Below are 22,229 nucleotides of genomic sequence, written 5' to 3'. Positions count from 1 at the left end.
TTACTCACCTATTACTATCTTAAGCTCTCCGGAGTTATAGCTCCAGGATGTACTTAAGTCTGGATTCCACTCAACAACTATCTTTAGCTTCTTAGGTATTTCCGAGGGCTTTATAATTAGGCAGGCAATTTCCCTTTTATTTCCATCAAAGTTGACGAGAAGCTTATTTCCGAAGACCGTGTAGTTAGCTAAAAGATCCCTTGCGTATAGTGAATAGCTCCAGAACGCATTCTTGTTGGGGCCATAGGTATAAATGCTAGCGTTATTCTCATCAACTATCGCAACGTACGTCCCATTAGAGTAGAATACTAAAATTACAGGATTTGAAATCTTGAAGGCTTTCTCTATATTCCCCTCGTTTCTTAAGTAGGTCAGGGTTATGTAGGTTGTGGCCTTTCCCCCTGGGCCTTGGGAATAGACTTGGCTAATCGTATTGGAGATCGCATTAGCAAGGGATTTCTCTTCGATATTAATCTGCGTTGCTAAAAGGTCAACGGAAGGACCCCGAGTGAACGTTACGTTATTTAGAGAATAGATTAACATTATCATGAGTACCGTGATTAGGAAGAGGAACTCTATCGATATCTGACCCTTCCTCATCTTTTCCACTAGGGGAATCTTGGGTATGAATATATTTAAGCTTTTATGAGGGCTTTTCCACCCTTTTTAAATTCTACTCCGTTGTAGTCTCTGCTGTAAATTTTAATTGGATACTTGCTCTTGTCCAACTCGAATTTCTTAATTATCTCTTTCAATTCGTATATGAAGAATTGGACGAGCTCATAATAAGCTAGATCGGCTTTCGCGTGAAAGTAGTCATAAGCAAAAAGTGCTAACGGGAGCAATCCTAGTCCAAGAATTATAATGGGATATCCAGTATAAACCATTAGTAAGGCTGTTACCGCAAGAATCCCAACGATTCCTGCTATGAAGTATTTCAGCAATCTCAAGGACTTCTTAGCCTCCTTCACTTTTTCCTCCCAAATATCCAGTAAAATTGGGTTGTAGAAGTCGAATGCAGTGTGCCTCTTCCCCTTCCTTATCCTTTCCCTTATTAAAAGATCCCAATCATCCTGATGGTAAACTACTTCTCCCCTTAGCTTGGCCCTCTCGGCATCCATCGATGAGATTATCCTTATCATATCCTCAGCACTCTCATGAGCTATGTGCGAGTACAAATCCTTCTCGTTTAACTCCAATGCAACCTCTACTGAATCTTTAACCTTCATCTACCTCACCGGGATATATATCCTCAAAATCTGGTAAACCTTTAAGTAATTCTCTCTTTTTCATTTCTCCCTCTTCCTTTGCTTTCATAAATTCTCTCGCATATCTCTTTGCAGTTATCACGATATTCTCTATGCTTTTACTCTCGTAAATTCCGCTAAGCAACGTGACAACTTCGACTTCCCTTTCCCTGGGATCGGGGTAGAATCCCCTGAATATCTGCTTTCCCCTAATCCTTTGGGATAGCTCACTTAGTGCATCGAATATCTCCTTAGCCTTTAAAACCTCGGGAGGCCCGTGAATTGCAACTAGACCATAGAGGGCAGATTCTAGGTTAACGTCAAGGTAAAGTCCTTCGTTTTCAAAGGATCTTATGATTAACCTCGAAAGGCTCTTGATTTTTGTGGCATCCGCTTTCGCATAGCCAACCGTTGCAAAGCTTCCCATGGCCCTTAGTACAAATTTCAAATCGCTCGCATCCAAGGTCTGCTCCCCGGGAACGTCTATTAAGGCTAAAAGCGATGCTATTCTTTCGACTATTGCATAATTTATCTTTTCATAGGCTTGGCTTATATCCTCATCGCTCTCCTTTAGCTTGTTGTTGTCTATTGCTATTATCGAGTCAACTATTCTAGACAGCTTATCTATGGTTATCGCAGCGTTGATCGTGGGCCTTATCCCTTCCTCTTTTAATGGTAAAGCTCCTATGGCAACGACTAGGGAGTCAGGGTATTCCTCCTTTAATGCCTCTGCAAGAACTGGGGTTCCTCCGGCTCCCGTTCCCCCTCCAAAGCCGAAAGTTAAGAAGAATATATCTACATCTTCGTATCCCACGAGCGAAGATATTTTCTTCATGACCATCGGAAGGTCCCTTTTCATAGCTTCCCTTCCCAGGAGAGGATTTGCATTTACTCCCTTTCCACCGACAATGCTCTCCCCTACTAGAATTCTCCTCTCCGGTGGTATGTGCTTTAGGTACTCGAGATCGCTTTTTGAAGTGTTTATAGCTAAGGCTTCAAAGTCAACCAGGGAAAATATATCGGCTATCTTCGTCCCACACTGACCTATCCCTATTATTATCGCCCGCACCTTTGAATCACCTCATAGGAACTTAACCATTAGCTCATCGCTCTCCACCCTTCCATTCCTATTTCTATCCTTCCATTCAGCAATTACGGCTTTTCCATGGAAGTATTTTAGGAGTTTTGGCTGTAAAATTAACTCTGCTATCTTATCCGTGTTCCTTCCACGATAGAGAATAAGTAGCAGGGCCCCTTTCCTGTTCCTTCCAGGAATTATGACTAAGTTTCCATCTCCTGTCAATGGGACTCCACATACCGTAAACTTTCCTAACTTGAGGCTAATTCCAACGTCTCCATTGTACTTTGAGACGTCTATTCTTCCCACAGGGCCTATTATTACGTAGTTCCCCGTATCTGGAATGCTTAATAGCTCGGTTATCCTTATCTTTGTCGTTGAATTTAATGTTGCCTCTAAGTTCTTAGAAACTATAATCGCAAGCTTGGCGTTATCTGATCTGATCTCTACTTTACCATTCTTGAACTCTGAGAGGATAGTGTAGATATTCACTTTGGGAACCTCGGGAGATATGGCGTAATATTCAATCAGCATGGCATCTACGATTGGACTGCTGTAATAATCATTCGGTATTGAAATACTCCACTCAGGTTTTTCTCCCAGTTTCATGAGGGTTACGTAAACGTATAACTTTTGCCATTCAATATCGGGCTCATTCTTCTTCAAAAATTCTATTGTATCTTTTAGCTTCTCTTTCCCTAAGATCGGTAGCAGTGCATTAAAAACCTCGAAGGTGTGCAAATAGGTAGGGGCAAAGTACCACTCAACGAGTGGAGTTTTAAATATGAACCCCCATCCACCGTCTACCTCTTTTTCCATCACCCATTCAAGCCCTTCCCTGATCCTTTCGTTACTTTGAGGAACTCCTAAGCCTATTAGTGCTCTTATCGCTAAGGCAACTATGTTTGGTTGCTTCCCTATGCTGTTCTCCCACTTCGAGGACATTATTAAGGATATCGCATTTTCCCTCTCCTCCTTCGAGAGGTTGTTATATTCTATTAGGGATAAAAGCGCGTAAAGATATTCCTTTCTTAGATATTTGTCACTTCTAATTTCCCTCTCTGCTTCCTTCATTTTATTCCTCATAAAATTCAGCCCTTTTCTCGCAGCATCGCTTCTCGGATTACAAATTCTGAGGGAGTTTAGTACGTGATAGGTAACTATAACATCAGAATAAGAATCCTTATAAAGGCCCCAACCCCCGTCCTCATTCTGTAGCTCGGGAAGAATGGAGCATAGCTTAAGTAGTTTATCCTCGCCTGCTTTTATTATCTTCTCCGAGACTATTGAAAAGGCCATTGTGGAGTATATTGGATAGTACATATTTGTCCATTCACTCCTATAATCTTCAAGTTCCGAAAGCATCAAGGCTGTTTCGAATGTTAGCCCCTCAAGTTCAAGCAATGAATACGTCGCTGCGGCAAGCTCTCCCTCATCTCTATGGAATTCCTTGAGCTTTTCTATTACAGAACTTGGTACCTCTCCCGTGATGTTCTTCGTGACTATCGCCCACAAGTAAAGTGAGAAGGGATCATTGGGGAGCTTAGATTTTATAGTCCTATATGCATCCCTAACATAGTCCCTATCCTTTCCAAGCATCACAAGCGCAGCAGAAGCGAGTAATGTGCTCCTATAATCAGTTGGCATTCCCTTTAAGTACCCCCATCCATTTCCATTGAATGTCCTCTCGAGGTAAATTACACCCTTTACTATAGAGTTCTCTATCTTCACCCTTCTACTGGCGTTTCCCCCTATAACTCCTCTCGCCTTACTTAATGCAATTAGGGCAAAACTGGTATCCGGAACTGAGCTGATACTTCCAAAAAAGTATCCCCATCCTCCATCTTCATTCTGCCAGTTTATAAGTTCATTAGTGAACTTCCAGACATCATCTTCATTTAGATTCTCGGTTCTATTAAGGGCCAGGGAAAGTGCCATAACTATTAAGCTTAAGTCCTCAGTTTTTGAAATATCCCTGAAGCTCTTGACGATGTTTGTCGAGTAATCTAACATGCTTACAGCAGAGACGGGGGCCGTGATAAGGGCTATAGTGATAATGATGGCAATCGATCCCCTCATAACTTCCCCTCCTTTAAGAAAATCAGAAGGCTTAGTAGATAAAACTTTTGCACTAAAAATAATTAAATCAAGAAAGAAGTTCAATCTCTCCCTCTTTTTCTTCAGATTTTTGTTCGGTTATTTGCTCTTCTTCTTTTTTAGGCAATCCTCCTGGTCTGGATTTCTTCTTTTTAGCCTTTAGTGCTTCTAAATCATTCCTATACTTTACGGCCATGTACCCCGTTCCAATGAGTGCAACGCCCAGGATGATTGTTATAACTCCAAGTACCTTAGTTGCACTTATCCCGGTATTTTGCTCTTGTTTCACGTACTTAGATGAAACGTTCACTATCTTCTCAGCTAGGGGAGTGGGATTGGAGAGCGTTGATAGAACGGTATCTATATACCCAGGTAACTCATTGGGCTCTGGCCACTTCTCGACGACCTCTTTCTTCACTATAACCTTCGGCGGTATACTGTTTATCAATATAAGGTTTGGATAGCTAATTCTATGCCAGTTTCCAAGTGGATCCTGGTAGACTAACGTAACACCAATCCTGTGAATTCCCTTCTTTAGCACTAAATACTGCCCTTCAACAACCTTCTCCTTACCTGCAGGTAGATACCCTATGGGAATAACCTCTTTTCCATCTAAGAAGTCTCCCATATTCACTATTATGCTCGCATTTTTAATGAACTCGTACTCTCCGCTCTCACCCTCGGTTGAAACTTTGAACCTCAGTCTTATCGTTGAGTTAACTTTGGCATCCACGTAGTTGCTCCATGTTTTATTATCAGTTAGAACCTTGGCCTCTAGCTTTATCTCCGGAGTACCATAGACTATTATTTTCTCTATAACGTTAGATTTAACCGTGACCTTCTCTCCCGCCTCATTGTAGTATTCCACGAGAACTGGGCCAAGTTTATATTCTCCCACCTTAGTTGGCTTCAACGTGTAAACCAAGACTGGCATCTCGGAATACGCTTCTAGGGTGTTTAGAGTCCATGTACCTATCCCACTCCTGAGCTGGAAGTTATTTGGAACTGGAGCTATGACTTTAACTTGAAAGGCATTCCCTCTGCCCAGGTTCTTAACTTTTATGAAGACAACGAGTTCATCTCCATTTAACAGTATCTGCTTTTCATTTACCGCTAATTCTGCAGTAACATTTGCTTGTCTTATTATGGGTAAAGCTAACGCCCCTAATGGCCCGAAAACCCTAATATATGTTCTATTATAAGTTAGATCTACGCTGTTTGGTGGAATCTCAATTCTAAATGGGGCCTTTACCAATTGATAGATGTTACCTTCCCTTATAGAGAACTTTTCCATAACTTCTCCCTTTGAATTCAGAAGCTCAAATCTGGAATAGTATCCAACGGATAATAACTTTAATCCATACTTCGTGTTGTTGTATTCAATCGTCAGGGTCTCTCCCACGTAAAGTAATCCCCCATATACTTCTTGGCTGACCTCTGTAACCTTTGTCTCCTCTTCAGAGGGTTTCTCTTCAGGTTTAACTATCTGTGCTCCTTGAAAGGTCATTTTTGCCCCGTAAACGTTCACGACAATTTTCTTGTTCTCCTCGGCACTAACGAGTTCTATTAAGATGTAAGATGATTGTACGAATTCGTCACTAACCTTGTAAGGTATTGAAACGGGGGAGTCTTTTTCTATTACCTTCCTTACGCTACTACCATCTGGGTAAGTTATTTCAAGGGTAGCCTTGGAATCTGAAGGAACCTCTATGACTTTTATCTTATATCTTGGAAAAGGACTAGGAATCGTGTATGAAGAACCTTTGTATATAACGACCTTATCGTCGAGTAGTTTTAGTGGGGTTCCTATCTTTACGTATACTACTCCCTTATCTTTCCATATTCCAACGACCTTGACCCTGAATATGACATTATTCTCTTGTGGATAATATCCAACTTCCCCCTCTTTTAATATAAACTTCGCTGTGGGGTTACCGTTCTCATAAATATTTATCCTTACCATTGTCCAGTTCTGATCCACGTCTACGAGCTTCACCACATACTTTTGGGCGAATTTTACTCCCCATCCTAACTTTAGGCCTACGGTTGAAAGTTCAGAGTACTTTTCCTCTCCGGAAACTACAGGGATGAACATCTCCATAATAAAGCCTGTCAAAAGAAGAATCGTTAGCAAGATGCTAGCTTTTCTCATCGCTATCTCGACCCCCATTATTTATTTTATTGCCTCTTACACTTTAGATTTTAATTAAGTATAAAGGTCTTTTGGTGGATCATTCCCAAAACTTTCTTGTCCTTATATAACGTTTTTCGAGCTCCATTAACTCCTTTATCAACATCTCTTCTGAATATGACCTCGAAAGTATCCTGGTTGCAGTCTTAACCCCTACTCCGTAAGTTGCTAAGGCTAGTAGAGCGTTTTTTCCATAGCTATTCAGCAAGTCCGCGGCTTTTAGGCCTTTAAGGTAAGCTTTCTCCTCTTTCTCGAATAACTTTTCTCCACTCTTAAGTTTTTTAAGGGAAAGTTTAAAGGCTTCAGCATCCTTTGGATGAAGGGGAGCTAACATCCTCGATCCGCACTTCGGACATTTTATATCTCCTATCCTATCTATAATCCTTCTAACCTTTGTTTCCCAGGAAAATCCACAATTTGTACATACGAGAGTTATTGAGCTTTCTAATAGTTTTTCTTTAAATAGAAGTTCAATCTCCTTCTCGTCGAGTGGAGAAGTCATTAAAAATTCTCCTCTCAGCCTCATGTATTCAAGTTCCAGTGACGTTGGTTCCTCCAGGATCCTTCCCTTTACCCTAATCTCTCCATCTTTAATTTTCTTAAGGACAGTATTCACGCGCTCTACATCTACTTTATCGTGAAATATCTCGTTGAAAGTTTCTACTTCGATGATCGTATCTTCAAACAGTCTCTCTACCTTTTTAATTCTTGCATCTTTTCGAAGGGCTCCCATTCTCTTAGCGACGTTAAGCATTTTCCACCTATATATTGGGCTATCCTTAAGGGCCCTGGAAATTATCTCCCTAACGTTACCTTTAATTCTAAGGATATCCTTGATTTCATCTGGATTCATCTTGAAGGGGGTTGTTATTATTATTCCATTGGACTGGGTTCTAGCTGAAAATATCTTTCCATACTTAAGCGAAAGAAAAGCAAGAATGTATCTGGCTAGTCCTTCATTAGTTTTGTTCCCAAAGTCTGAGTGGACTATAACTAAGTTTGGAAAAACGCTAATCAAGATATCCCTGTCGCTCGGTATAAGATCATTCTCTTTTAATCTTTCCCTTGCAATGTCTAGCTCCTTCTCTTCGAACTCCACTCCCTTAATGAGTCTAATAGCTCTCTCTTTATCCTGAACAAGCTCCCTTCTTAACCTTCCAACCTCAATGGCAACCTCATATGGAACGGGTATCAGCTCACCTTCCCAACTTGGTATGGCCCCTTCTATGTTTTCACTCTCTCTCACCTTAATTACATCATCTTTTATCTCAAGAACCAGCCAACTTTTACCGTGCATAATAAATTCAATACCTTCTTCCAAGTTGATTACGAAGTTCTCGTCCAACCTTCCTATAAGCTTTCCAGAGACAACGTCTATTACCTTGTAACTTACCTCATCGGGAATTGTTGATAAATTTTCAAAATAGTACTTGAATGATTTTCTTCCCAGTCTAAGCCTATCTTCATGTCTCTTTATTATTCCAGCTTCCTCTAAGATCTCGAGGACTCTAAGGTAGTCTTCCCACCTAAGCTTCCTATAGGGGTAAGTATCCTTGGCGAGCCTGTAGGGTTCATTTATCTTTAAGTCTCTATACTCGATCAGCAATCCAACGATAAAATGAGCGAGAACGTCTAGAGCATTTTCATAGGGTTTTACTCCCTCGAGCTTCCCTTCAAGTGCCCTTTTTGCTATGACAAGACCCTGCAGATAGTCCTCTACACCCGTCGTAATTATGTAAGCTTCACTAACTTCCCAGAGCCTATGCCTGCTCCTTCCGGCCCTTTGAATTAGTCTGTTTACTTGCCTTGGACTCATGTATTGGATTACCACATCCACATCTCCGATGTCAATTCCCAGTTCCATTGAGGATGTGCATATTAAAGCTTTTATCTTACCCTCCTTGAGCTTTCTCTCGGCCTCAATTCTGGCCTCTTTTGAGAGACTTCCATGGTGCACCTCCACAGGCTTTCCCCAGGTTTTCAGTCTGTGCCCTAAAATTTCTGCAAACTGCCTCGTGTTTACAAAAATCAACGCCTTTTTATATTTCTCAACGATCTCCCATAAAGTTCTAAGCCTGGTAGCAACGTCACCTGGAACCTTGAGCTTTTCTGCTAGTTCCTGGTCCTCAGGCTTTGGTTGGGGGTAAAGTACCTTAAACTTGTACCTTTTCTTTAAATGTGGCTTTATTATCCTTTTAGCCTCAAACCACTCTCTTATTTCCTCCTCGTTTCCGACCGTAGCGGATAACCCTATTCTTATAAAATCGGCTATCAAGGAAAGTCGCTTTAAGTTCAGTATTAGCTGAATACCTCTTTTATTGTCAACGAGTTCAGTTATCTCATCTACTATGACGAACTTAACGTTCTCCAAATACTTCCTCAGCGACTTTGTGGTGAGGATCGCTGGCAAGCTTTCGGGAGTAGTTATTAATATGTGGGGAGGGTTCTTTACCTGCTTTGCTCTCATTGACTGGGGAGTATCTCCATGTCTAACTTCAACTTTAATTCCAGTCTTCTCTCCCCACCATTTTAACCTCTCTAATAGATCTCTGTTTAATGCCTTCAACGGGGCTATATATAAGCATGAAATTGGCCGAAGGTTATCCTTAAGAATTGAATTTATGACTGGTATAATAGCGGCTTCAGTTTTTCCACTTCCAGTTGGGGCTATAATTAGGACGCTCTCCCCTTCTCCATATATTGCCTTAAAGGCTTGAATTTGAAGCTTGTTTAACTTTCCAAACTTCTCCTTAATGGCCTTCTTTAGCACTATATGCATCAGATCAAGCTCGAGGGTTAACTTAAAAATGTATCATTCGATTAAGGAATAGTATGTATAGAAAGGGAGCAAACGCTGAAAGGGAATTGATAAAAAAATTGGAAAGACTTGGATTTGCCGTAATTAGATCTGCAGGTAGCAAGAAAGTTGATGTAGTAGCTGGAAATGGTAAAATTTACCTTTGTATCGAAGTTAAGACGACGAAGAAGGGGAAGCTTTACATAAAGGGGGATGATCTGAAGAAGCTAGTTGAATTCGCGAATAAATTTGGTGGTACCCCAGTTCTAGCTGTAAAGTTCCTGGGAGTTGGGTGGAGGTTCTTCAGACCTAGCGGTGAAGGAAACCTTGTTATCTCTCCAAATGATGGAGAAACCCTCGAAGTTGTAGTAGGCCTTCAAAGGAAACTTGAGGTGGGGGAACAAAAATGAGGAGATATCTATTTTTAGCCCTCCTCCTTGCGTTGCTCCTAACGCCACCTGTTAGCTCACAGCCTGTCTTGGTTTTAAAGGTATCCCCAAAGAGCGTTGAGGGATTTCCTGGTCAGACCTTGGTTGTAAACGTCACAATAAAAAATGTAGGAAACGAAACCGCTAGAAACGTTACCATTTATTCCATCGATACCATTAAAGGGATCCTCTTCACTCAAGAATTCTTAAATTTCTTAGAGCCAAATTCATCTCATGAATTTCCGATGAAAATTTTCCTTGTAAAGCCTGAAGCTGGGCTTTATAATGTTCACATAGTTGCTAAATTTGGAAATCAGATCGCTGAAGATACCGTAAAAGTCAAGGTAAAATCGGTTGTGAACTTTACCCTATCAATTGAGGGGAAAGGTAAGTATCTATACGGTGAAAATGCAACCTTCATCCTCTCCATTGATTCTACATCAAACCTACTCCTCTATGGTGAAGCTTATGTAAAGCTATTCAAGAACGGTAAACTAATGCTTGAAACTTCCTACAAGCCAATGATAGACAGTTGGGGAGTTTGGAGAAGGGAGATTAACTTAGGAAAGCTACCTTTGGGGAATTATACCCTTCGCTTTGAAGCGGAGTTTTATGGGAGAAAGGAAAACGTAACCTACAGCTTCACCGTATATAGAAGGAACCTAACAATGGATGCATACTTCAGGGGAGGAAAGATATTCGTTAATGTAAGAGAAGAAGACTTTCCGGTGGAGGGGATTAAGGTATGGATCAATGGAAGGGAGTTCACGACAAATAGTCTCGGTTTCGTCACCCTCGATGTCACGGAGCCAGGAACGTATATCATTAAAGCGGATTTGGATGGGATTATCTCTGAAAAGATAGTTGAGGTGGAGAGGCCGATCATTTTGGCTTCCCAAATTAATAATACATTAAGGGTTAAGGTTCTAGACTCTAAAGGAAACCCAATTAAGGGAATTACAGTTGTTGTCCAGGGATCTAGAGATACTTTATACTCCGTTACCGACGAGAATGGGATTGCGGAATTTAACGTAGAAAAAATTGGGGTAGGTGCTGCTGAAATTAAAATCGAGAGCGAGAATTACCTACCGGCTAGTACCCAGGTTAACGTAATCGCTAGTAAACCTAAAAAGGAGTTAATTACTAAAACGATTACAGAAACCCTAACAACGACGACAACCTCAACCTATGTACCCTTAGCTCCAGGAAAAGAGAGATCAGCTTCTGATATCAACTTTGTTCTCTTAGTAATTGGATTTCTAGCGGTTTTTGGAGCCTCCTCATATTTGGCATTCTTTAGGCCAATAATAGTAGAGGAAAGCATCGATAAATACTATTTCGTCAAGATAAAAGCTCCGCGTCTTAGAGGCGTTAAGGAATTTAAGTACGAGAAGCTCGCAAATGTTAAGGATGCGTGGGCTAGTAGAGGGAACGTTGAAATTGAAGATAATAAGATAATATGGAGAATTGATGAACTTGGGCCAGGGGAGGAAGCAATCCTACAGTTTACTCTCTCTTGATAAGCTCATTTATCTCTTCTGCTATTTTTGATTTTCCCCCTAGCCTTATATACATCTCATAGGCCTCTTCGGCCTTCTTTAAGAGACCATCTATTCTTAATCCTCTTTTTCTTGCTACAAGTATCCTCGTTGCAATTATCGCAAATTCTAGGAGGTAATTATCGGCCCTGCTAATTGGCCTTGGTAACTTTTTTACCATTCCAATATAAATAGGTGTAAGCGTGCAATTCTTAGCTAAGCTTTTCCCAACTTCATCTTCTATAACTTCTTTATGGCAATTAACTCTCCCCTCAACCCAGGGATATCCCTTGATCTTTTTTAGTGGAACTTTCAAAGCCGGCTCGAATTCTAGATTTGGAAATATGTTGAATGCAAGAGATACTAATAACTCAATATCATCGACAATTTGAACTATCGCAAAGTTACTAATGCTGAGATCCTCAAAGCTTCTTCCTTCAAAAATTTTAAATTTTAGGAAATCTCCAACTCTAACTATTCCAATGGGGGTTAGATTAGACTTAGTTATCAGTATGCATTCATAAACTTTGCCTTCTTCTGGAAATAGTTCCTTAAGATTCATTTTTCCCTGGCAATCACGGAAAGTTTTGAGGAATCGACTATTATAACTTCCCCAATACTTTTCACGGCCGTTATGGGGATAATAAGGAGTCCATCCTTTGTTACTTTGAACTTCTTTAGGTCGAGGTCTTCATCAGGATCCGCAAGAATTGCTATTATCCTTCCCTTCTCCTCCTCGCTCCCATCTTCCTCAAAGAGTATATCATAAACCCAACCTAACCTTACCCCAGTATCGGTTATAAGCTCAACATCCCTAAGCTTTGATGCCTTTATTCTGACCATTGTGCATCCCAAGAATTTTAGAAAAATTGAATATAAAAACCTTTAGTACTTCTTCAGCTCTGGTATTATCTCTTCAAGCTCCTTTTTGAGTTCCGTGGCAATCTTGTCGAGGAAGCTTCTACCCTTGGGAGTAACAACCCTTCCTTTCCCTGGAACCTTTTCGATGAATCCTGCAGCTTCCAACTGTTGTAAGGCCTTCCTTATTATGCTCCCTCCTGCCTTGTAGAATCTCTCTGGGGCATGCCCCCTGTTCTTCCTTCCGCCATAATAGGTTCTAAGCCTTTCAATCCCGACGGGACCATCTATGTATACTCTCCTAAGTATCGAAGCTACCCTATAGTACCACCAATCCTCCTGCTCAGGAAGTCTCTCCTTGTGTCTTCCAGTCTTTACGAAGGGTGCCCACTCTGGAGGCTTAATTTCAGGGATCTCCTTAAGTCTCTGGGCAACTCTCTCCACCAATAGGTCACCGGGAACATCATAAACCGTGGCCATCCTTCAACCCCTCCCTCTTTTGAACTTCTTTCTAAATTCAAGGATATCAAGCTTAATCTTTCTTATTGGTTCTTCTTTAACCTTCTTCTTTGCTTGCTCCTTCATTTGGAGCTTTTTTAAATATTTCTCCCATCCCTCTCTCGGCTTAAACAATATAAATCTTTTGCCTCTAACCTCTAAGAGCTCACTATCGGTGAGCTCCGCAACCCTCTCCGCTATTTCCTTCCTACTCATCTTAGTAGCTATAAAGGCTCCCTTTCTTATCTCAACTTTTAATACCCCAGTTCTAGCAAGTTGGGTTTCTATTTCCTTTATCACGCTCTCCGTTATCCCTTTCTTTCCTATCCAAGCCTTAGGTTCTATATCATAGTATCTCGCCCTAAGGGCTCGTCTAATTTTCCCAGGTAAGCGTTTGGTGACCATGAGTACTCACCTCATCTTGGGGAAATAATAGGGGCTTTTAAACATGTCGATTACCTCTTTATTAACTATCCTTCCGTCTTTTGTTGACCTCGAAGTTTCTCTGGTTATCTAAAATATCGTGGTTTATCAATTAGAGGAGCTTAGAAGTTTTAATGCTGGAGGGTAAGCTTGTTTGCGGATTTTATCTTTCCTCCTGGATTTTCTTGGCCTAGGATAATTTTTATAAATCAAGGGATGTGTTAGATGAAAATGGGCTTGAGCCGGGATAGCCTAGCCTGGTGGGGCGGGGGACTCGTAATCCCCAGGTCCCGGGTTCAAATCCCGGTCCCGGCTCCAACAAAAAATTTAAATACCTACCTTAGTTCTAAACTATCGAGTGTGCCGCGGTAGCCTAGCCTGGTAGGGCGCCGGCCTGCTAAGCCGGTGGGCGTGGTCCCGCCGGGGTTCAAATCCCCGCCGCGGCGCCACACTTTTTGTAATGCCGGGATAGCCTAGAGGCCAGGCGGGGGACTGCAGATCCCCTTTACCCGGGTTCAAATCCCGGTCCCGGCTCCAAACTCATTTTTCAGAAAGTTAAGTTAAAAAGAAAAATATCATGAAGAAAGCCTTTCCCTCATGAATTTCTCAAACCTGTCCATAGCTTCTTCGAGGATTTCAATCGGAGGTAAGAATACAATTCTGAAGTGTCCCTTCCCATATTCGCCGAATCCTGAGCCATGAACGAATAGGACATGGGCGTTATGTAGAACGTCGAGCACAAATTCCTTATCACTCTTCCATGGGCCTTCTTCAATTCTTGGAAAGATATAGAATGCCCCCTGGGGTTTTGTTGTGCTTATTCCTGGAATTTCATTGAGTCTCTTATATATGAAGTCTCTTCTCTCCTTTAGTTTTTTCATATACTCTTTAAGATAGTCCATGGAGCCTGTTAATCCCGCTATCGCTGCAAATTGTCCTGGTGTGTTAGGACATATTCTTATCCTTGCTAGTTTATCAATTGCTTCCCTGACTTCGCTTAATTTCCCTTCGGGATCAACAAAGTACATATACCCAAGCCTCCATCCCGTGGCAAAGTATACCTTTGATAATCCATTCATGACTATAACTGGAACATCCTTGGTCAAGGAGCCAGGAGAAATGTGTTTTCCTTCATAAGTCATCAAATCGTAGATTTCGTCGCTTAAAACTACTAAATCGTGTTCTCCTGCAACGTTTATAATCTCTTCTATAGTTTTCTTATCGTATAGGGCCCCCGTTGGATTGTTAGGATTTATAACGGCTATCGCTTTCGTTCTTTCACTTATCTTTTTCCTTAGGTCGTCTATATCTGGTTGCCATCCTTCCTCCTCAATTGTTCTATACTCTACTGGCTTTCCGCCATAAAATTTCACTAAGCCCGTATATGGAGGATAGCTCGGTCCTGGGATTAGAATCTCATCTCCTGGATCCAGAAGGGCCCCGAATATCAATTGTAGTGCCTCTGTTACAGCGGCCGTAACTCTAACGTCATCGGGAGTTATATCAACCCCATTCTTCTCCTTTTCCCTTTTCACTATTGCTTCTCTAAGCTCAATTAATCCCTCGCTGTCTCCATAATAGTTATGACCTTCCTGAATTGCCCTACAGTATGCCTCTTTCATGTGCTCTGGTGGCTGGAAGTCGAATTTAACGGGGTCGCCAATGTTTAGTCTGATCACTTTTATGCCCTTTTTTTCGAGCTCTCTAGCGGGTAGTACAACATCCCTAATTGCGTATTCTATAGAAAGAGCTCTTTTAGAAGCCCTTATCATTAGGGTCACCTGGTATATGTTATGAGTACACTAATAAATAGTTTTGCCTACTTTAATCCTTGAAATGCAAGAATATAAAGAGCTCATAAAGGAATGTGCAAAGGAGCTTGAAGGTTTAATGCCCGAGATAAGTCAAAAGCTTGTTAATATAGCTAAGATTAATTCTCCAGATAGGGCTTTTTTAGAGTATCTGAAGGTTGTTGAACAAGTAAGCTTGATGAAAACCGAGAGAAAACAAAAAAATAAGGCCCTTATTATTCTTTGGAGGTACGGTGAAGCCCTTGAAAAAGAGCTGTATTCGGATGTGAAGTTTTTTGCGAAACCACTTCATAAAAGGATTTTTAGGTTCGTTGATTGGAAGATAATTGGGATGCTCTTCTTGGTGTTTATAATCCTTCCCGCGATAACATCAAATTTGTGGAGCTTTAGAAGTGAACACTACGTTTTGTATTTGAATGAAAACGTTGACTTTCCTAGAGAGCTATGTAACTATAGAACCTCATGGCTTTATGACTTTAGGACGTCGATGGTATGCGTTCTTAAATATGGCTACGGCTCTATTAACGTGACATTAAGGGGGAATTCGTGGGAAAAGGGAGTGGAAGCTCAAAGGTTTATTTCTGATATGGAATATGATTTCGATAGAGTTAAAAGCCCTATAACTTATATTCAGACTCCTAAAGAAACTTTAAGATATAAGAAGGGAGTTTGTAGTGACTTTGCTCTCCTGGTCGCGAATATATTATTAGATAATAATGTTTCCCCAGTTTATATAGTTCACACGGTAGTTAGGAAAGAGCCTAGTGGAGGCCATGCTGCGGCCGGAATTTACGTTAATGGAACACTATGGATCTTAGATTGGGGCTCGAAGCCCACCAAGTTTCAAGAGTATCTGGAGAATATTGATAGGATATGGGAAATTAGGGAAGTTAGGATTTACAGAATAACTAGGGATAGAATAACCTTAGAAAGGATTTATAAGGCTAGGCTTGAGGATGACAGATGGAGATTCCTCTACTCGGTTATCATCATGCTTGGGATCTTCATCCTTAAGAGGAGAGAGTGGTGGATTATGTAATCAGGGGGTGTGAGAAGTGAGGAATCCATTTGAGAGAATGCCAACGGTACTTACCGCTGACGAATTAATTGATAAAGCCTTTAGAAGAGCTGAAAAAGCTGCTTCTTCATTTAAACCTAGGGGAAATAAGGTAAAAAAAGCCAGGTTGAGAGAGGAGTTAAGAGTTAGGACTGTAAGTAACGTTGTGAGGGATAATCTTAGAAAAGTCCTGGAAAGAACCCCTGGGCTTTCAACTCTTCCAAAGTTCTATCAAGAGCTAGTTGACGTTCTTGTTGACAGGGATACATTTCATAAGGCCATGGCCGGGATAGATTGGGCAATCAGAATTATTAGAGAGCTTGAGGAGAGGTACGTTGAAAGGATAAGGTACTCAAACGATCCGAACGAAATTGCAGAGCTTAGGAGGCAATTCTATGGTAGGGTAGCAAGTGTTCTAAGGGATATAGATGATAGGCTTAGATATCTAAACAAGGCCAGGGAAGTCCTAAAGGATCTTCCCGTGGTTGACTTGGAAATACCTACAGTTGTAATAGCGGGACATCCAAATGTTGGAAAGTCGACCCTTTTAAAAGCCCTAACAACTGCCAAGCCTGAGATAGCAAGCTATCCCTTTACCACTAGAGGAATAAATGTAGGTCAGTTTGAAGACGGTTACTTCAGATATCAAATTATAGACACTCCTGGATTACTCGATAGGCCCATTAGCGAGAGAAATGAAATAGAAAAGCAAGCGATCCTAGCCTTAAGGTACTTAGGAAACCTTATAATCTATATATTTGACCCCAGTGAACATTGCGGCTTTCCACTGGAAGAGCAGATCCATCTTTTTGAGGAGGTGCATGGAGAGTTCAAAGACCTACCTTTCCTTGTCGTCATAAACAAGATTGATGTAGCCGATGAAGAAAATATTAAGAGATTAGAAAAATTTGTTAAAGAAAAGGGGCTAAATCCAATAAAAATTTCCGCCTTAAAAGGAACCGGGATTGATTTAGTTAAAGAAGAGATCATAAAAACTCTTAGACCTCTCGCAGAGAAAGTTGCAAGGGAAAAGATTGAAAGGGAGTTAAGGAGATACAGGAGCTATCTCTGACTCCTTAATTTCTTCCGGCAAGGAGAAGAAGGCCACTACCTCCAGGATCGCTGCAATTATGATCACGAGGAAGCCTATCGCGACTATTATCAATAGCGCTCCTATGAAGTAAATGAGTCCCGCAGTCTTAAACATGTCAACTCCCGTATATTGGGTTATCAATTCAAAGCTCTTCTTTTGGAAGTAAGTTCCAACTATGTATGCAATCCATAAGATTACGAGCCCAGCTAATATTGGGATTAGCAGGCTGATCATATGAGCCGGTGACATCATGGCTTTTCCTGTCATTCTGAATATCGCTGACCCCACGGTTGCAAAGACTACCGCAATAAAGAGCACTAGACCAACGAGCATTGATATGAACCCCTTTAGATAGAGACTGAATATCCTGTCATCTCTAGTTTCTTCGCTTATCATCTTCACCGCAATGAATACAAGGACGAGCCCAACTATCGATAATATTACACCGGTACTCCCCACTAGTGGCCCTATTAATTGCAGTATTGCTCCAATTCCACCGTACACCTTTGCGTTGCTTAGACTCATTTTTATCCCTCTTTTCAGTTTACGCTCTGATGTTTAAAAGAATTTCCATAGATGTATACTTTAGTCTACTAATATAATTCCGTAGAGAACAGGTTCATTAAAGTTTATTTCAACCAATGAAGAGAGCTCTATCCCTATTGCATTAATACTAGGTCTAACCATCTCTGGCATCTTACACTTCCCTTCCGTTTCAAAAGTGCAAGTATCGCAAAGATTACAGCTCCCAGGAAAGAGGGCTAGAGAATAATAATTTCCCTTTTTAAAGAGCTCCTTTTCTTTATTAAGTAACCACCTAAGAACTTTTCTTTTCTCTTCTTCAAAATTTTCAACGTCTATCTTAAACTTTATCAAGAGGATTTTTCTGTAATGTTTTAGTAACTCCCTAGCTTCTTTCCAAGATGGAACATATGGAGGGCAGTTTGGTCTCTTTCCATACATTATGCACGTTCTACACTTCCAGACTGGCCTGGGAGAAATGACAACATCTTTAGCTTGAACCTCTCTAATCTCAAGCACTTCCATTGTTAACTCCCCAGCCTTTTTACTGTAAAGATTTTAAAGGTTGCTGCTAAATTGGAAGGTGGTGGTTGTTATGATTGAGGTTGGGGAGTACAAGGTCAAGGAAGGACTATACTATACAAAGGACCATGAATGGGCTCAGGTTCTAGAAGATGGAACCGTGCTCGTTGGCATAACTGATTATGCTCAGAAGGAGCTTGGAGATTTAGCCTATGTTGAATTACCTGAGGTAGGAAAGGAAGTTAGCAAGGGAGACGTGTTATGTGAAGTTGAAAGCGTTAAGGCCGTGAGCGAAGTTTACGCTCCTGTAAGTGGGGAGGTCATTGAAGTTAACGAAGAGCTAAGTGATAGCCCCGAAAAGATTAACGAGGATCCGTATGGGGCTTGGATAGCCAAAATAAAACCAAAGAACCTAGAGGAAGAACTTAAAGAGTTAATGGATGCAGAAAAATACGCGGAGTACTTGAAAACTCTCTAAAGTATCTTTCCTTCTTCTTTCATTCTTACCAGCTTTGTTATGTATCCAGCGATCCTGTTCCTTATCTTCTTGCTCGTTACATTTGTTAGCTCTTGAACTTTTTTCTTGTTATGCTCAAAATCCCTGGTGAACTCATTAGGATACTTGTTAAATAGCTCTCTCGCAACTCTCTTAATAAATCCTTGTCTTATCTTCCCCATCCTCATCCCTCCTAAATTTATCTAATCCAACTCTCGCTTGACCGTAGCAGTTTTAAAGTTTTGCCTATAATTGCATCTTCGTGATGGACTTACATACCCACACGGTATATTCAGATGGCATCGGGTTAATAAGAGACAATGTAGCATGGGCCGAAAAACGAGGCTTGAAGATAGTTGGGATAAGTGACCACATACATTTCTTCACTCCCTCAAGGTTCTCAGCGTACATCAATGAAATTAATGTCATCAAGGAAGAGAGTGAAATAGTGGTGCTAGCAGGAATAGAGGCTAACATCTTGGAAAATGGTCCCGACATTACTGATGAGTTTAGGAAGAAACTAGATTACGCAATTGCTAGTGTTCATGAATGGTTTGGGAGGAATGGGACCCATGAGTACATTAATTACGTCAAGAAGGCTATAATGGATGACAACGTTGACATAATAGGGCATTTCGGAAATTCTTTTCCATGGATTGGATACCCAACGAGGGAGGAAATAGATGAAATCTTAGACTTGGCGGAAGCTTATGGAAAAGCCTTTGAGATAAGTGCAAGATACAAGGTTCCAGACTTAGAATTCATAAGGGAATGTGTGAAGAGGGGAATAAAGCTATCCCTGGCAACGGATGCCCATAGGCCCGAAGATGTTGGAAAGGTATCTTGGAGTCTTAAAATGCTGGAGAAGGCCGGAGGAACAAAGGAGGATTTGATATTTTCTGAGTACCTATAGGGAATCAAGCACCTCTCTAGCTATATCCCCTATTCTTACCCATCTTCTTCCTTTAAAGGGTAGTATTACCTTATCTTCAACTTCCAGTAGTGATGTGACGGTATCTTTAAATTGAGAGAGCTTTAGCTCTTTGATTAATAGCAATGCAAATGCAACGATACTTTTATCTCCCTTCTTCATTAGTTTTTCCACCCCTTTTGAGAAGCTTTCCCTAAACTCATTTCCATAGTTCTTGGCTAATTCCAGTAAGAGTGCCATAGCTCCATCTTTAACGTAGGCTACCTTTGATGTTGCTAGGAGATCAAAGATCTTTTCAATTAATTCCTGGGTAATTCTTACTGCATTTGGGTTTTCCTTAATGACCATCGATATGACCATGAGGGAATCTCCCACTATCCCAGGATTTTTGTCATCGAGCAGCTCTACTAGATGGTTGGCGATCTTTTCATTTTCAAGGGCTTTTTTGACGACTTCTTCCATTTTTCCATCTTCAAGTAACTTTTTTATTTTATTACTCCTCCTAAATGAGAACAGGGGCACTTGAGTCACCTATTCCTGGAATAAAATTTTAAAAGATTTAAAGTTTCCTCAAGTTAATCTAACATTCCGAGCACTTTATCAACTTCATTCGCTATGTCAATGTCGAATAAATGCAACGTTGGCAACGTCCAGTACAGCCTATAGTTGTGCATTTTGTCAACTTCTCCAAAGTACTGAAATACGAATCTTCCAAATCCAGTTAGATCTCTATGAATGTCCTTGACCTCCCTAAGTACCCTCCTCACTTTTGGTGGATATTCCTCATAGGGAAGTGGGATTCCCTGGGTGAAGACATTATCCTTATAAAAATCGGTTGTAAGCCCTACAGCTCTTACATGCTTTAAAAGTTGATTTAGCTTTTCCTTTTCCCAAATTCTCTTTAGGATTATTCTTGGATCCTCCTTAGTTAACGGGAACTTAACATCTTCCTCCTCTAGCCATACTTCCAAGTAAGGATTTCCCCTCTCTATTATAATCCTAGCCAGTAGTCTTGCATTTTCTGGTATCTCTTTTTGGGTTCTAGATACATGGTATTCCTTTCCTTTGAATATGTAAGTCTCTCCTTCGTGTCTTTCGCCTGTCTTAGATATAAAGTAAGCCCTTTCCCCTTCTATCGTTCCTAAGTGGAGATCATAGCCCCAGGCTTTTAAGTCCTTCATCCTGAATCTTCTCTCGGCAGGAACAACACCTGGGTTCTCTATTATATAATACCCCTCAAGCATTTTAATCACCTATTGTTATTAAACTTCTAGGTTTTTAAATTTTAGGAAAAGTCTTTTTAGGACTCGCTCGACTCTTTGACCATGAACGTTGTTATCGTGAGGTATGGGGAGATAGGGACAAAATCCAGACAAACGAGATCTTGGTTCGAAAAAATTCTAATGAATAATATTAGGGAGGCCCTCGTTACGGAGGAAGTTCCCTATAAGGAGATTTTTTCAAGACATGGAAGGATAATAGTTAAAACTAATTCACCAAAGGAAGCGGCTAATGTCCTTGTAAGGGTCTTTGGGATAGTCTCCATTTCTCCAGCTATGGAAGTTGAAGCATCCCTCGAAAAGATAAATAGGACGGCTTTGCTTATGTTTAGGAAAAAGGCTAAAGAGGTAGGAAAAGAAAGGCCAAAATTTAGAGTTACTGCAAGAAGAATAACAAAAGAGTTTCCTTTAGATAGTCTAGAAATTCAGGCTAAGGTTGGAGAGTATATTCTAAATAATGAAAATTGTGAAGTGGATCTTAAAAATTACGATATTGAAATCGGAATAGAGATCATGCAAGGAAAGGCCTACATCTACACCGAGAAAATTAAGGGTTGGGGTGGCCTTCCAATAGGAACCGAGGGGAGAATGATCGGGATACTTCATGATGAACTCTCAGCTTTAGCAATATTTCTAATGATGAAAAGGGGAGTTGAGGTAATACCTGTCTACATTGGGAAGGATGACAAAAACCTGGAAAAAGTGAGATCCCTTTGGAATCTCTTGAAGAGATATTCTTATGGATCTAAAGGCTTTCTTGTTGTAGCTGAAAGTTTTGACAGGGTTTTGAAGTTAATAAGAGACTTTGGAGTTAAAGGTGTTATCAAAGGGCTAAGGCCAAACGATCTTAATAGTGAAGTTTCTGAGATAACTGAGGATTTTAAAATGTTTCCAGTCCCGGTTTATTATCCCCTGATAGCACTTCCCGAGGAGTATATAAAAAGTGTTAAAGAAAGGCTAGGCCTCTAACTTTTCCTCATCATTTGCCATTATCCCTTTACTCTCCTCCCTACCGTTGTTAAGTTCCCTTATTTCAAAAAGCTTTAATGGGACTTTTTTAATGCCCTTCCAACTACAGCTTTCGCTATTCTTTCGGCATGCTCTAAACTTTGAGCATTAAATACCTTCAAAGTGAGATATATCCCCACGAGCCCCACATTACCTACCACAAAGGCACTTTCAAAGTGCGCTCCACAAACTGGACACTTGGAATATCCAAGTTCAACCCTCACAAAATCAAGCTTTTCCTTTTCAAGAGCATTGACAACTTTATTCACAGCGGCTTCAATGGCTTCTTCCACGCTCTCAACGTCTTTAACTATAATAGGGGCCTCTAAAACCACTATGTAATCCCCCATCTCG

General features: G+C 40.8%; 23 protein-coding genes, 3 tRNA genes and 1 pseudogene. 10 read left to right on the top strand and 17 right to left on the bottom strand.

Annotation, left to right across the window (positions count from 1 at the left end; translation table 11 throughout):
• From PH_RS06340 to PH_RS06315, 6 genes are all read right to left on the bottom strand, one after another.
• The gene (locus tag PH_RS06340) at window positions 1-600 is read right to left on the bottom strand and encodes a class III signal peptide-containing protein (RefSeq protein WP_048053370.1); all 600 of its coding nucleotides are present in this window, start codon (window positions 598-600) and stop codon (window positions 1-3) included.
• A 35-nt stretch (window positions 601-635) separates the two neighbouring features.
• On the bottom strand, window positions 636-1,229 hold the full coding sequence (locus PH_RS06335; protein ID WP_010885425.1) for a hypothetical protein: 594 nt from the start codon (window positions 1,227-1,229) through the stop codon (window positions 636-638).
• Window positions 1,219-2,316: a tubulin/FtsZ family protein gene (locus PH_RS06330; RefSeq protein ID WP_010885424.1), complete on the bottom strand. Its 1,098-nt coding sequence runs from the start codon at window positions 2,314-2,316 to the stop codon at window positions 1,219-1,221. Before PH_RS06330 ends, PH_RS06335 begins: the two co-directional genes overlap by 11 nt.
• Before the next feature lie 12 nt (window positions 2,317-2,328).
• A complete protein-coding gene (locus tag PH_RS06325; protein WP_010885423.1) occupies window positions 2,329-4,404 on the bottom strand; it encodes a prenyltransferase/squalene oxidase repeat-containing protein in 2,076 nt (691 codons plus the stop codon).
• A gap of 67 nt (window positions 4,405-4,471) precedes the next feature.
• Window positions 4,472-6,592 (bottom strand): hypothetical protein, encoded by a 2,121-nt coding sequence (locus PH_RS06320; RefSeq protein ID WP_010885422.1) that lies wholly within the window; start codon window positions 6,590-6,592, stop codon window positions 4,472-4,474.
• Window positions 6,593-6,653: 61 nt separating this feature from the next.
• Entirely contained in the window at window positions 6,654-9,392 is a 2,739-nt protein-coding gene (locus PH_RS06315) for a DEAD/DEAH box helicase (RefSeq protein ID WP_010885421.1), read from the bottom strand.
• Between the two features lie 53 nt (window positions 9,393-9,445).
• Between PH_RS06315 and hjc the strand changes: the two genes are divergently transcribed.
• Together hjc and PH_RS06305 are read left to right on the top strand one after the other, a co-directional pair.
• Window positions 9,446-9,820, top strand: a complete 375-nt coding sequence (hjc, locus tag PH_RS06310; RefSeq protein ID WP_010885420.1) for a Holliday junction resolvase Hjc — start codon at window positions 9,446-9,448, stop codon at window positions 9,818-9,820.
• Window positions 9,817-11,358, top strand: a complete 1,542-nt coding sequence (locus tag PH_RS06305; protein ID WP_010885419.1) for a hypothetical protein — start codon at window positions 9,817-9,819, stop codon at window positions 11,356-11,358. Before hjc ends, PH_RS06305 begins: the two co-directional genes overlap by 4 nt.
• Here the strand turns inward: PH_RS06305 and PH_RS06300 are convergent.
• The 4 genes from PH_RS06300 to PH_RS06285 are packed head-to-tail and all read right to left on the bottom strand — an operon-like array spanning window position 11,345 to window position 13,137.
• Window positions 11,345-11,938: a DUF447 domain-containing protein gene (locus PH_RS06300; RefSeq protein ID WP_010885418.1), complete on the bottom strand. Its 594-nt coding sequence runs from the start codon at window positions 11,936-11,938 to the stop codon at window positions 11,345-11,347. The genes PH_RS06305 and PH_RS06300 overlap by 14 nt on opposite strands.
• Window positions 11,935-12,219: a PRC-barrel domain-containing protein gene (locus PH_RS06295; RefSeq protein ID WP_048053368.1), complete on the bottom strand. Its 285-nt coding sequence runs from the start codon at window positions 12,217-12,219 to the stop codon at window positions 11,935-11,937. The genes PH_RS06300 and PH_RS06295 overlap by 4 nt, the downstream gene beginning before the upstream one ends.
• A gap of 42 nt (window positions 12,220-12,261) precedes the next feature.
• Complete coding sequence (locus PH_RS06290) at window positions 12,262-12,714, bottom strand: 30S ribosomal protein S19e (RefSeq protein ID WP_010885416.1); 453 nt, start codon at window positions 12,712-12,714, stop codon at window positions 12,262-12,264.
• A 3-nt stretch (window positions 12,715-12,717) separates the two neighbouring features.
• Window positions 12,718-13,137, bottom strand: a complete 420-nt coding sequence (locus PH_RS06285) for a YhbY family RNA-binding protein (RefSeq protein ID WP_010885415.1) — start codon at window positions 13,135-13,137, stop codon at window positions 12,718-12,720.
• Window positions 13,138-13,396: 259 nt separating this feature from the next.
• Here PH_RS06285 and PH_RS06280 point away from each other — a divergent pair.
• The 3 genes from PH_RS06280 to PH_RS06270 all read left to right on the top strand — a co-directional run bounded on the left by PH_RS06280 (window position 13,397) and on the right by PH_RS06270 (window position 13,692).
• Window positions 13,397-13,473 (top strand) — tRNA-Thr (locus PH_RS06280).
• A 44-nt stretch (window positions 13,474-13,517) separates the two neighbouring features.
• Window positions 13,518-13,604, top strand: a tRNA-Ser gene (locus PH_RS06275).
• Between the two features lie 13 nt (window positions 13,605-13,617).
• Window positions 13,618-13,692: transfer RNA gene (locus PH_RS06270), tRNA-Cys, on the top strand.
• Between the two features lie 38 nt (window positions 13,693-13,730).
• On the opposite strand, the gene PH_RS06265 is transcribed toward PH_RS06270, so the two are convergent.
• On the bottom strand, window positions 13,731-14,927 hold the full coding sequence (locus PH_RS06265) for a pyridoxal phosphate-dependent aminotransferase (RefSeq protein WP_048053367.1): 1,197 nt from the start codon (window positions 14,925-14,927) through the stop codon (window positions 13,731-13,733).
• A 64-nt stretch (window positions 14,928-14,991) separates the two neighbouring features.
• Here PH_RS06265 and PH_RS06260 point away from each other — a divergent pair, with 64 nt between their 5' ends.
• Both PH_RS06260 and PH_RS06255 read left to right on the top strand, forming a co-directional pair.
• Window positions 14,992-16,005 (top strand): transglutaminase-like domain-containing protein, encoded by a 1,014-nt coding sequence (locus PH_RS06260; protein WP_010885413.1) that lies wholly within the window; start codon window positions 14,992-14,994, stop codon window positions 16,003-16,005.
• A 16-nt stretch (window positions 16,006-16,021) separates the two neighbouring features.
• Window positions 16,022-17,095 carry an NOG1 family protein gene (locus tag PH_RS06255; RefSeq protein WP_010885412.1) on the top strand — a complete coding sequence of 358 codons (1,074 nt, stop codon included), beginning with the start codon at window positions 16,022-16,024 and terminating at the stop codon, window positions 17,093-17,095.
• Here the strand turns inward: PH_RS06255 and PH_RS06250 are convergent.
• Together PH_RS06250 and PH_RS06245 are read right to left on the bottom strand one after the other, a co-directional pair.
• Window positions 17,069-17,641, bottom strand: coding sequence for a DUF996 domain-containing protein (locus tag PH_RS06250; protein WP_010885411.1), 573 nt, complete (start codon window positions 17,639-17,641; stop codon window positions 17,069-17,071). The genes PH_RS06255 and PH_RS06250 overlap by 27 nt on opposite strands.
• Window positions 17,642-17,701: 60 nt before the next feature.
• Window positions 17,702-18,163, bottom strand: a complete 462-nt coding sequence (locus PH_RS06245; protein ID WP_010885410.1) for a DUF2284 domain-containing protein — start codon at window positions 18,161-18,163, stop codon at window positions 17,702-17,704.
• A gap of 70 nt (window positions 18,164-18,233) precedes the next feature.
• Between PH_RS06245 and gcvH the strand changes: the two genes are divergently transcribed.
• Window positions 18,234-18,638 carry a glycine cleavage system protein GcvH gene (gcvH, locus tag PH_RS06240; RefSeq protein WP_048053366.1) on the top strand — a complete coding sequence of 135 codons (405 nt, stop codon included), beginning with the start codon at window positions 18,234-18,236 and terminating at the stop codon, window positions 18,636-18,638.
• Here gcvH and PH_RS06235 read toward each other — a convergent pair.
• Window positions 18,635-18,838 (bottom strand): 30S ribosomal protein S17e, encoded by a 204-nt coding sequence (locus tag PH_RS06235; RefSeq protein ID WP_010885408.1) that lies wholly within the window; start codon window positions 18,836-18,838, stop codon window positions 18,635-18,637. The two genes, gcvH and PH_RS06235, sit on opposite strands and share 4 nt — an antisense overlap.
• 83 nt (window positions 18,839-18,921) lie before the next feature.
• Here PH_RS06235 and PH_RS06230 point away from each other — a divergent pair, with 83 nt between their 5' ends.
• Window positions 18,922-19,569 carry a PHP domain-containing protein gene (locus PH_RS06230; protein WP_048053365.1) on the top strand — a complete coding sequence of 216 codons (648 nt, stop codon included), beginning with the start codon at window positions 18,922-18,924 and terminating at the stop codon, window positions 19,567-19,569.
• Here the strand turns inward: PH_RS06230 and PH_RS06225 are convergent.
• Both PH_RS06225 and PH_RS06220 read right to left on the bottom strand, forming a co-directional pair.
• The gene (locus PH_RS06225; protein WP_048053364.1) at window positions 19,564-20,109 is read right to left on the bottom strand and encodes a hypothetical protein; all 546 of its coding nucleotides are present in this window, start codon (window positions 20,107-20,109) and stop codon (window positions 19,564-19,566) included. The genes PH_RS06230 and PH_RS06225 overlap by 6 nt on opposite strands.
• 53 nt (window positions 20,110-20,162) lie before the next feature.
• A complete protein-coding gene (locus PH_RS06220) occupies window positions 20,163-20,831 on the bottom strand; it encodes a TIGR00703 family protein (protein ID WP_048053363.1) in 669 nt (222 codons plus the stop codon).
• A gap of 81 nt (window positions 20,832-20,912) precedes the next feature.
• Here PH_RS06220 and PH_RS06215 point away from each other — a divergent pair, with 81 nt between their 5' ends.
• A complete protein-coding gene (locus PH_RS06215; RefSeq protein ID WP_010885404.1) occupies window positions 20,913-21,836 on the top strand; it encodes a tRNA 4-thiouridine(8) synthase ThiI in 924 nt (307 codons plus the stop codon).
• On the opposite strand, the pseudogene PH_RS06210 reads toward PH_RS06215, so the two are convergent.
• A pseudogene (locus PH_RS06210) lies at window positions 21,825-22,225 on the bottom strand (DUF555 domain-containing protein). The gene PH_RS06215 and the pseudogene PH_RS06210 overlap by 12 nt on opposite strands.
• Window positions 22,226-22,229 lie beyond the last annotated feature (4 nt).

Source organism: Pyrococcus horikoshii OT3, assembly GCF_000011105.1.
Taxonomy (GTDB): Archaea; Methanobacteriota_B; Thermococci; order Thermococcales; family Thermococcaceae; genus Pyrococcus; species Pyrococcus horikoshii.
This window is presented reverse-complemented; position numbering and strand designations above follow the sequence as displayed.

Excerpts from the sequence above, each read along its gene's own strand:
- PH_RS06340 (WP_048053370.1), bottom strand. The coding sequence starts at position 600 with ATGAGGAAGGGTCAGATATCGATAGAGTTCCTCTTCCTAATCACGGTA.
- PH_RS06335 (WP_010885425.1), bottom strand. The coding sequence starts at position 1,229 with ATGAAGGTTAAAGATTCAGTAGAGGTTGCATTGGAGTTAAACGAGAAG.
- PH_RS06325 (WP_010885423.1), bottom strand. The coding sequence starts at position 4,404 with ATGAGGGGATCGATTGCCATCATTATCACTATAGCCCTTATCACGGCC.
- PH_RS06320 (WP_010885422.1), bottom strand. The coding sequence starts at position 6,592 with ATGGGGGTCGAGATAGCGATGAGAAAAGCTAGCATCTTGCTAACGATT.
- PH_RS06315 (WP_010885421.1), bottom strand. The coding sequence starts at position 9,392 with ATGCATATAGTGCTAAAGAAGGCCATTAAGGAGAAGTTTGGAAAGTTA.
- hjc (WP_010885420.1), top strand. The coding sequence starts at position 9,446 with ATGTATAGAAAGGGAGCAAACGCTGAAAGGGAATTGATAAAAAAATTG.
- PH_RS06305 (WP_010885419.1), top strand. The coding sequence starts at position 9,817 with ATGAGGAGATATCTATTTTTAGCCCTCCTCCTTGCGTTGCTCCTAACG.
- PH_RS06300 (WP_010885418.1), bottom strand. The coding sequence starts at position 11,938 with ATGAATCTTAAGGAACTATTTCCAGAAGAAGGCAAAGTTTATGAATGC.
- PH_RS06295 (WP_048053368.1), bottom strand. The coding sequence starts at position 12,219 with ATGGTCAGAATAAAGGCATCAAAGCTTAGGGATGTTGAGCTTATAACC.
- PH_RS06290 (WP_010885416.1), bottom strand. The coding sequence starts at position 12,714 with ATGGCCACGGTTTATGATGTTCCCGGTGACCTATTGGTGGAGAGAGTT.
- PH_RS06285 (WP_010885415.1), bottom strand. The coding sequence starts at position 13,137 with ATGGTCACCAAACGCTTACCTGGGAAAATTAGACGAGCCCTTAGGGCG.
- PH_RS06265 (WP_048053367.1), bottom strand. The coding sequence starts at position 14,927 with ATGATAAGGGCTTCTAAAAGAGCTCTTTCTATAGAATACGCAATTAGG.
- PH_RS06260 (WP_010885413.1), top strand. The coding sequence starts at position 14,992 with ATGCAAGAATATAAAGAGCTCATAAAGGAATGTGCAAAGGAGCTTGAA.
- PH_RS06250 (WP_010885411.1), bottom strand. The coding sequence starts at position 17,641 with ATGAGTCTAAGCAACGCAAAGGTGTACGGTGGAATTGGAGCAATACTG.
- PH_RS06245 (WP_010885410.1), bottom strand. The coding sequence starts at position 18,163 with ATGGAAGTGCTTGAGATTAGAGAGGTTCAAGCTAAAGATGTTGTCATT.
- gcvH (WP_048053366.1), top strand. The coding sequence starts at position 18,234 with ATGATTGAGGTTGGGGAGTACAAGGTCAAGGAAGGACTATACTATACA.
- PH_RS06235 (WP_010885408.1), bottom strand. The coding sequence starts at position 18,838 with ATGGGGAAGATAAGACAAGGATTTATTAAGAGAGTTGCGAGAGAGCTA.
- PH_RS06230 (WP_048053365.1), top strand. The coding sequence starts at position 18,922 with ATGGACTTACATACCCACACGGTATATTCAGATGGCATCGGGTTAATA.
- PH_RS06220 (WP_048053363.1), bottom strand. The coding sequence starts at position 20,831 with ATGCTTGAGGGGTATTATATAATAGAGAACCCAGGTGTTGTTCCTGCC.
- PH_RS06215 (WP_010885404.1), top strand. The coding sequence starts at position 20,913 with ATGAACGTTGTTATCGTGAGGTATGGGGAGATAGGGACAAAATCCAGA.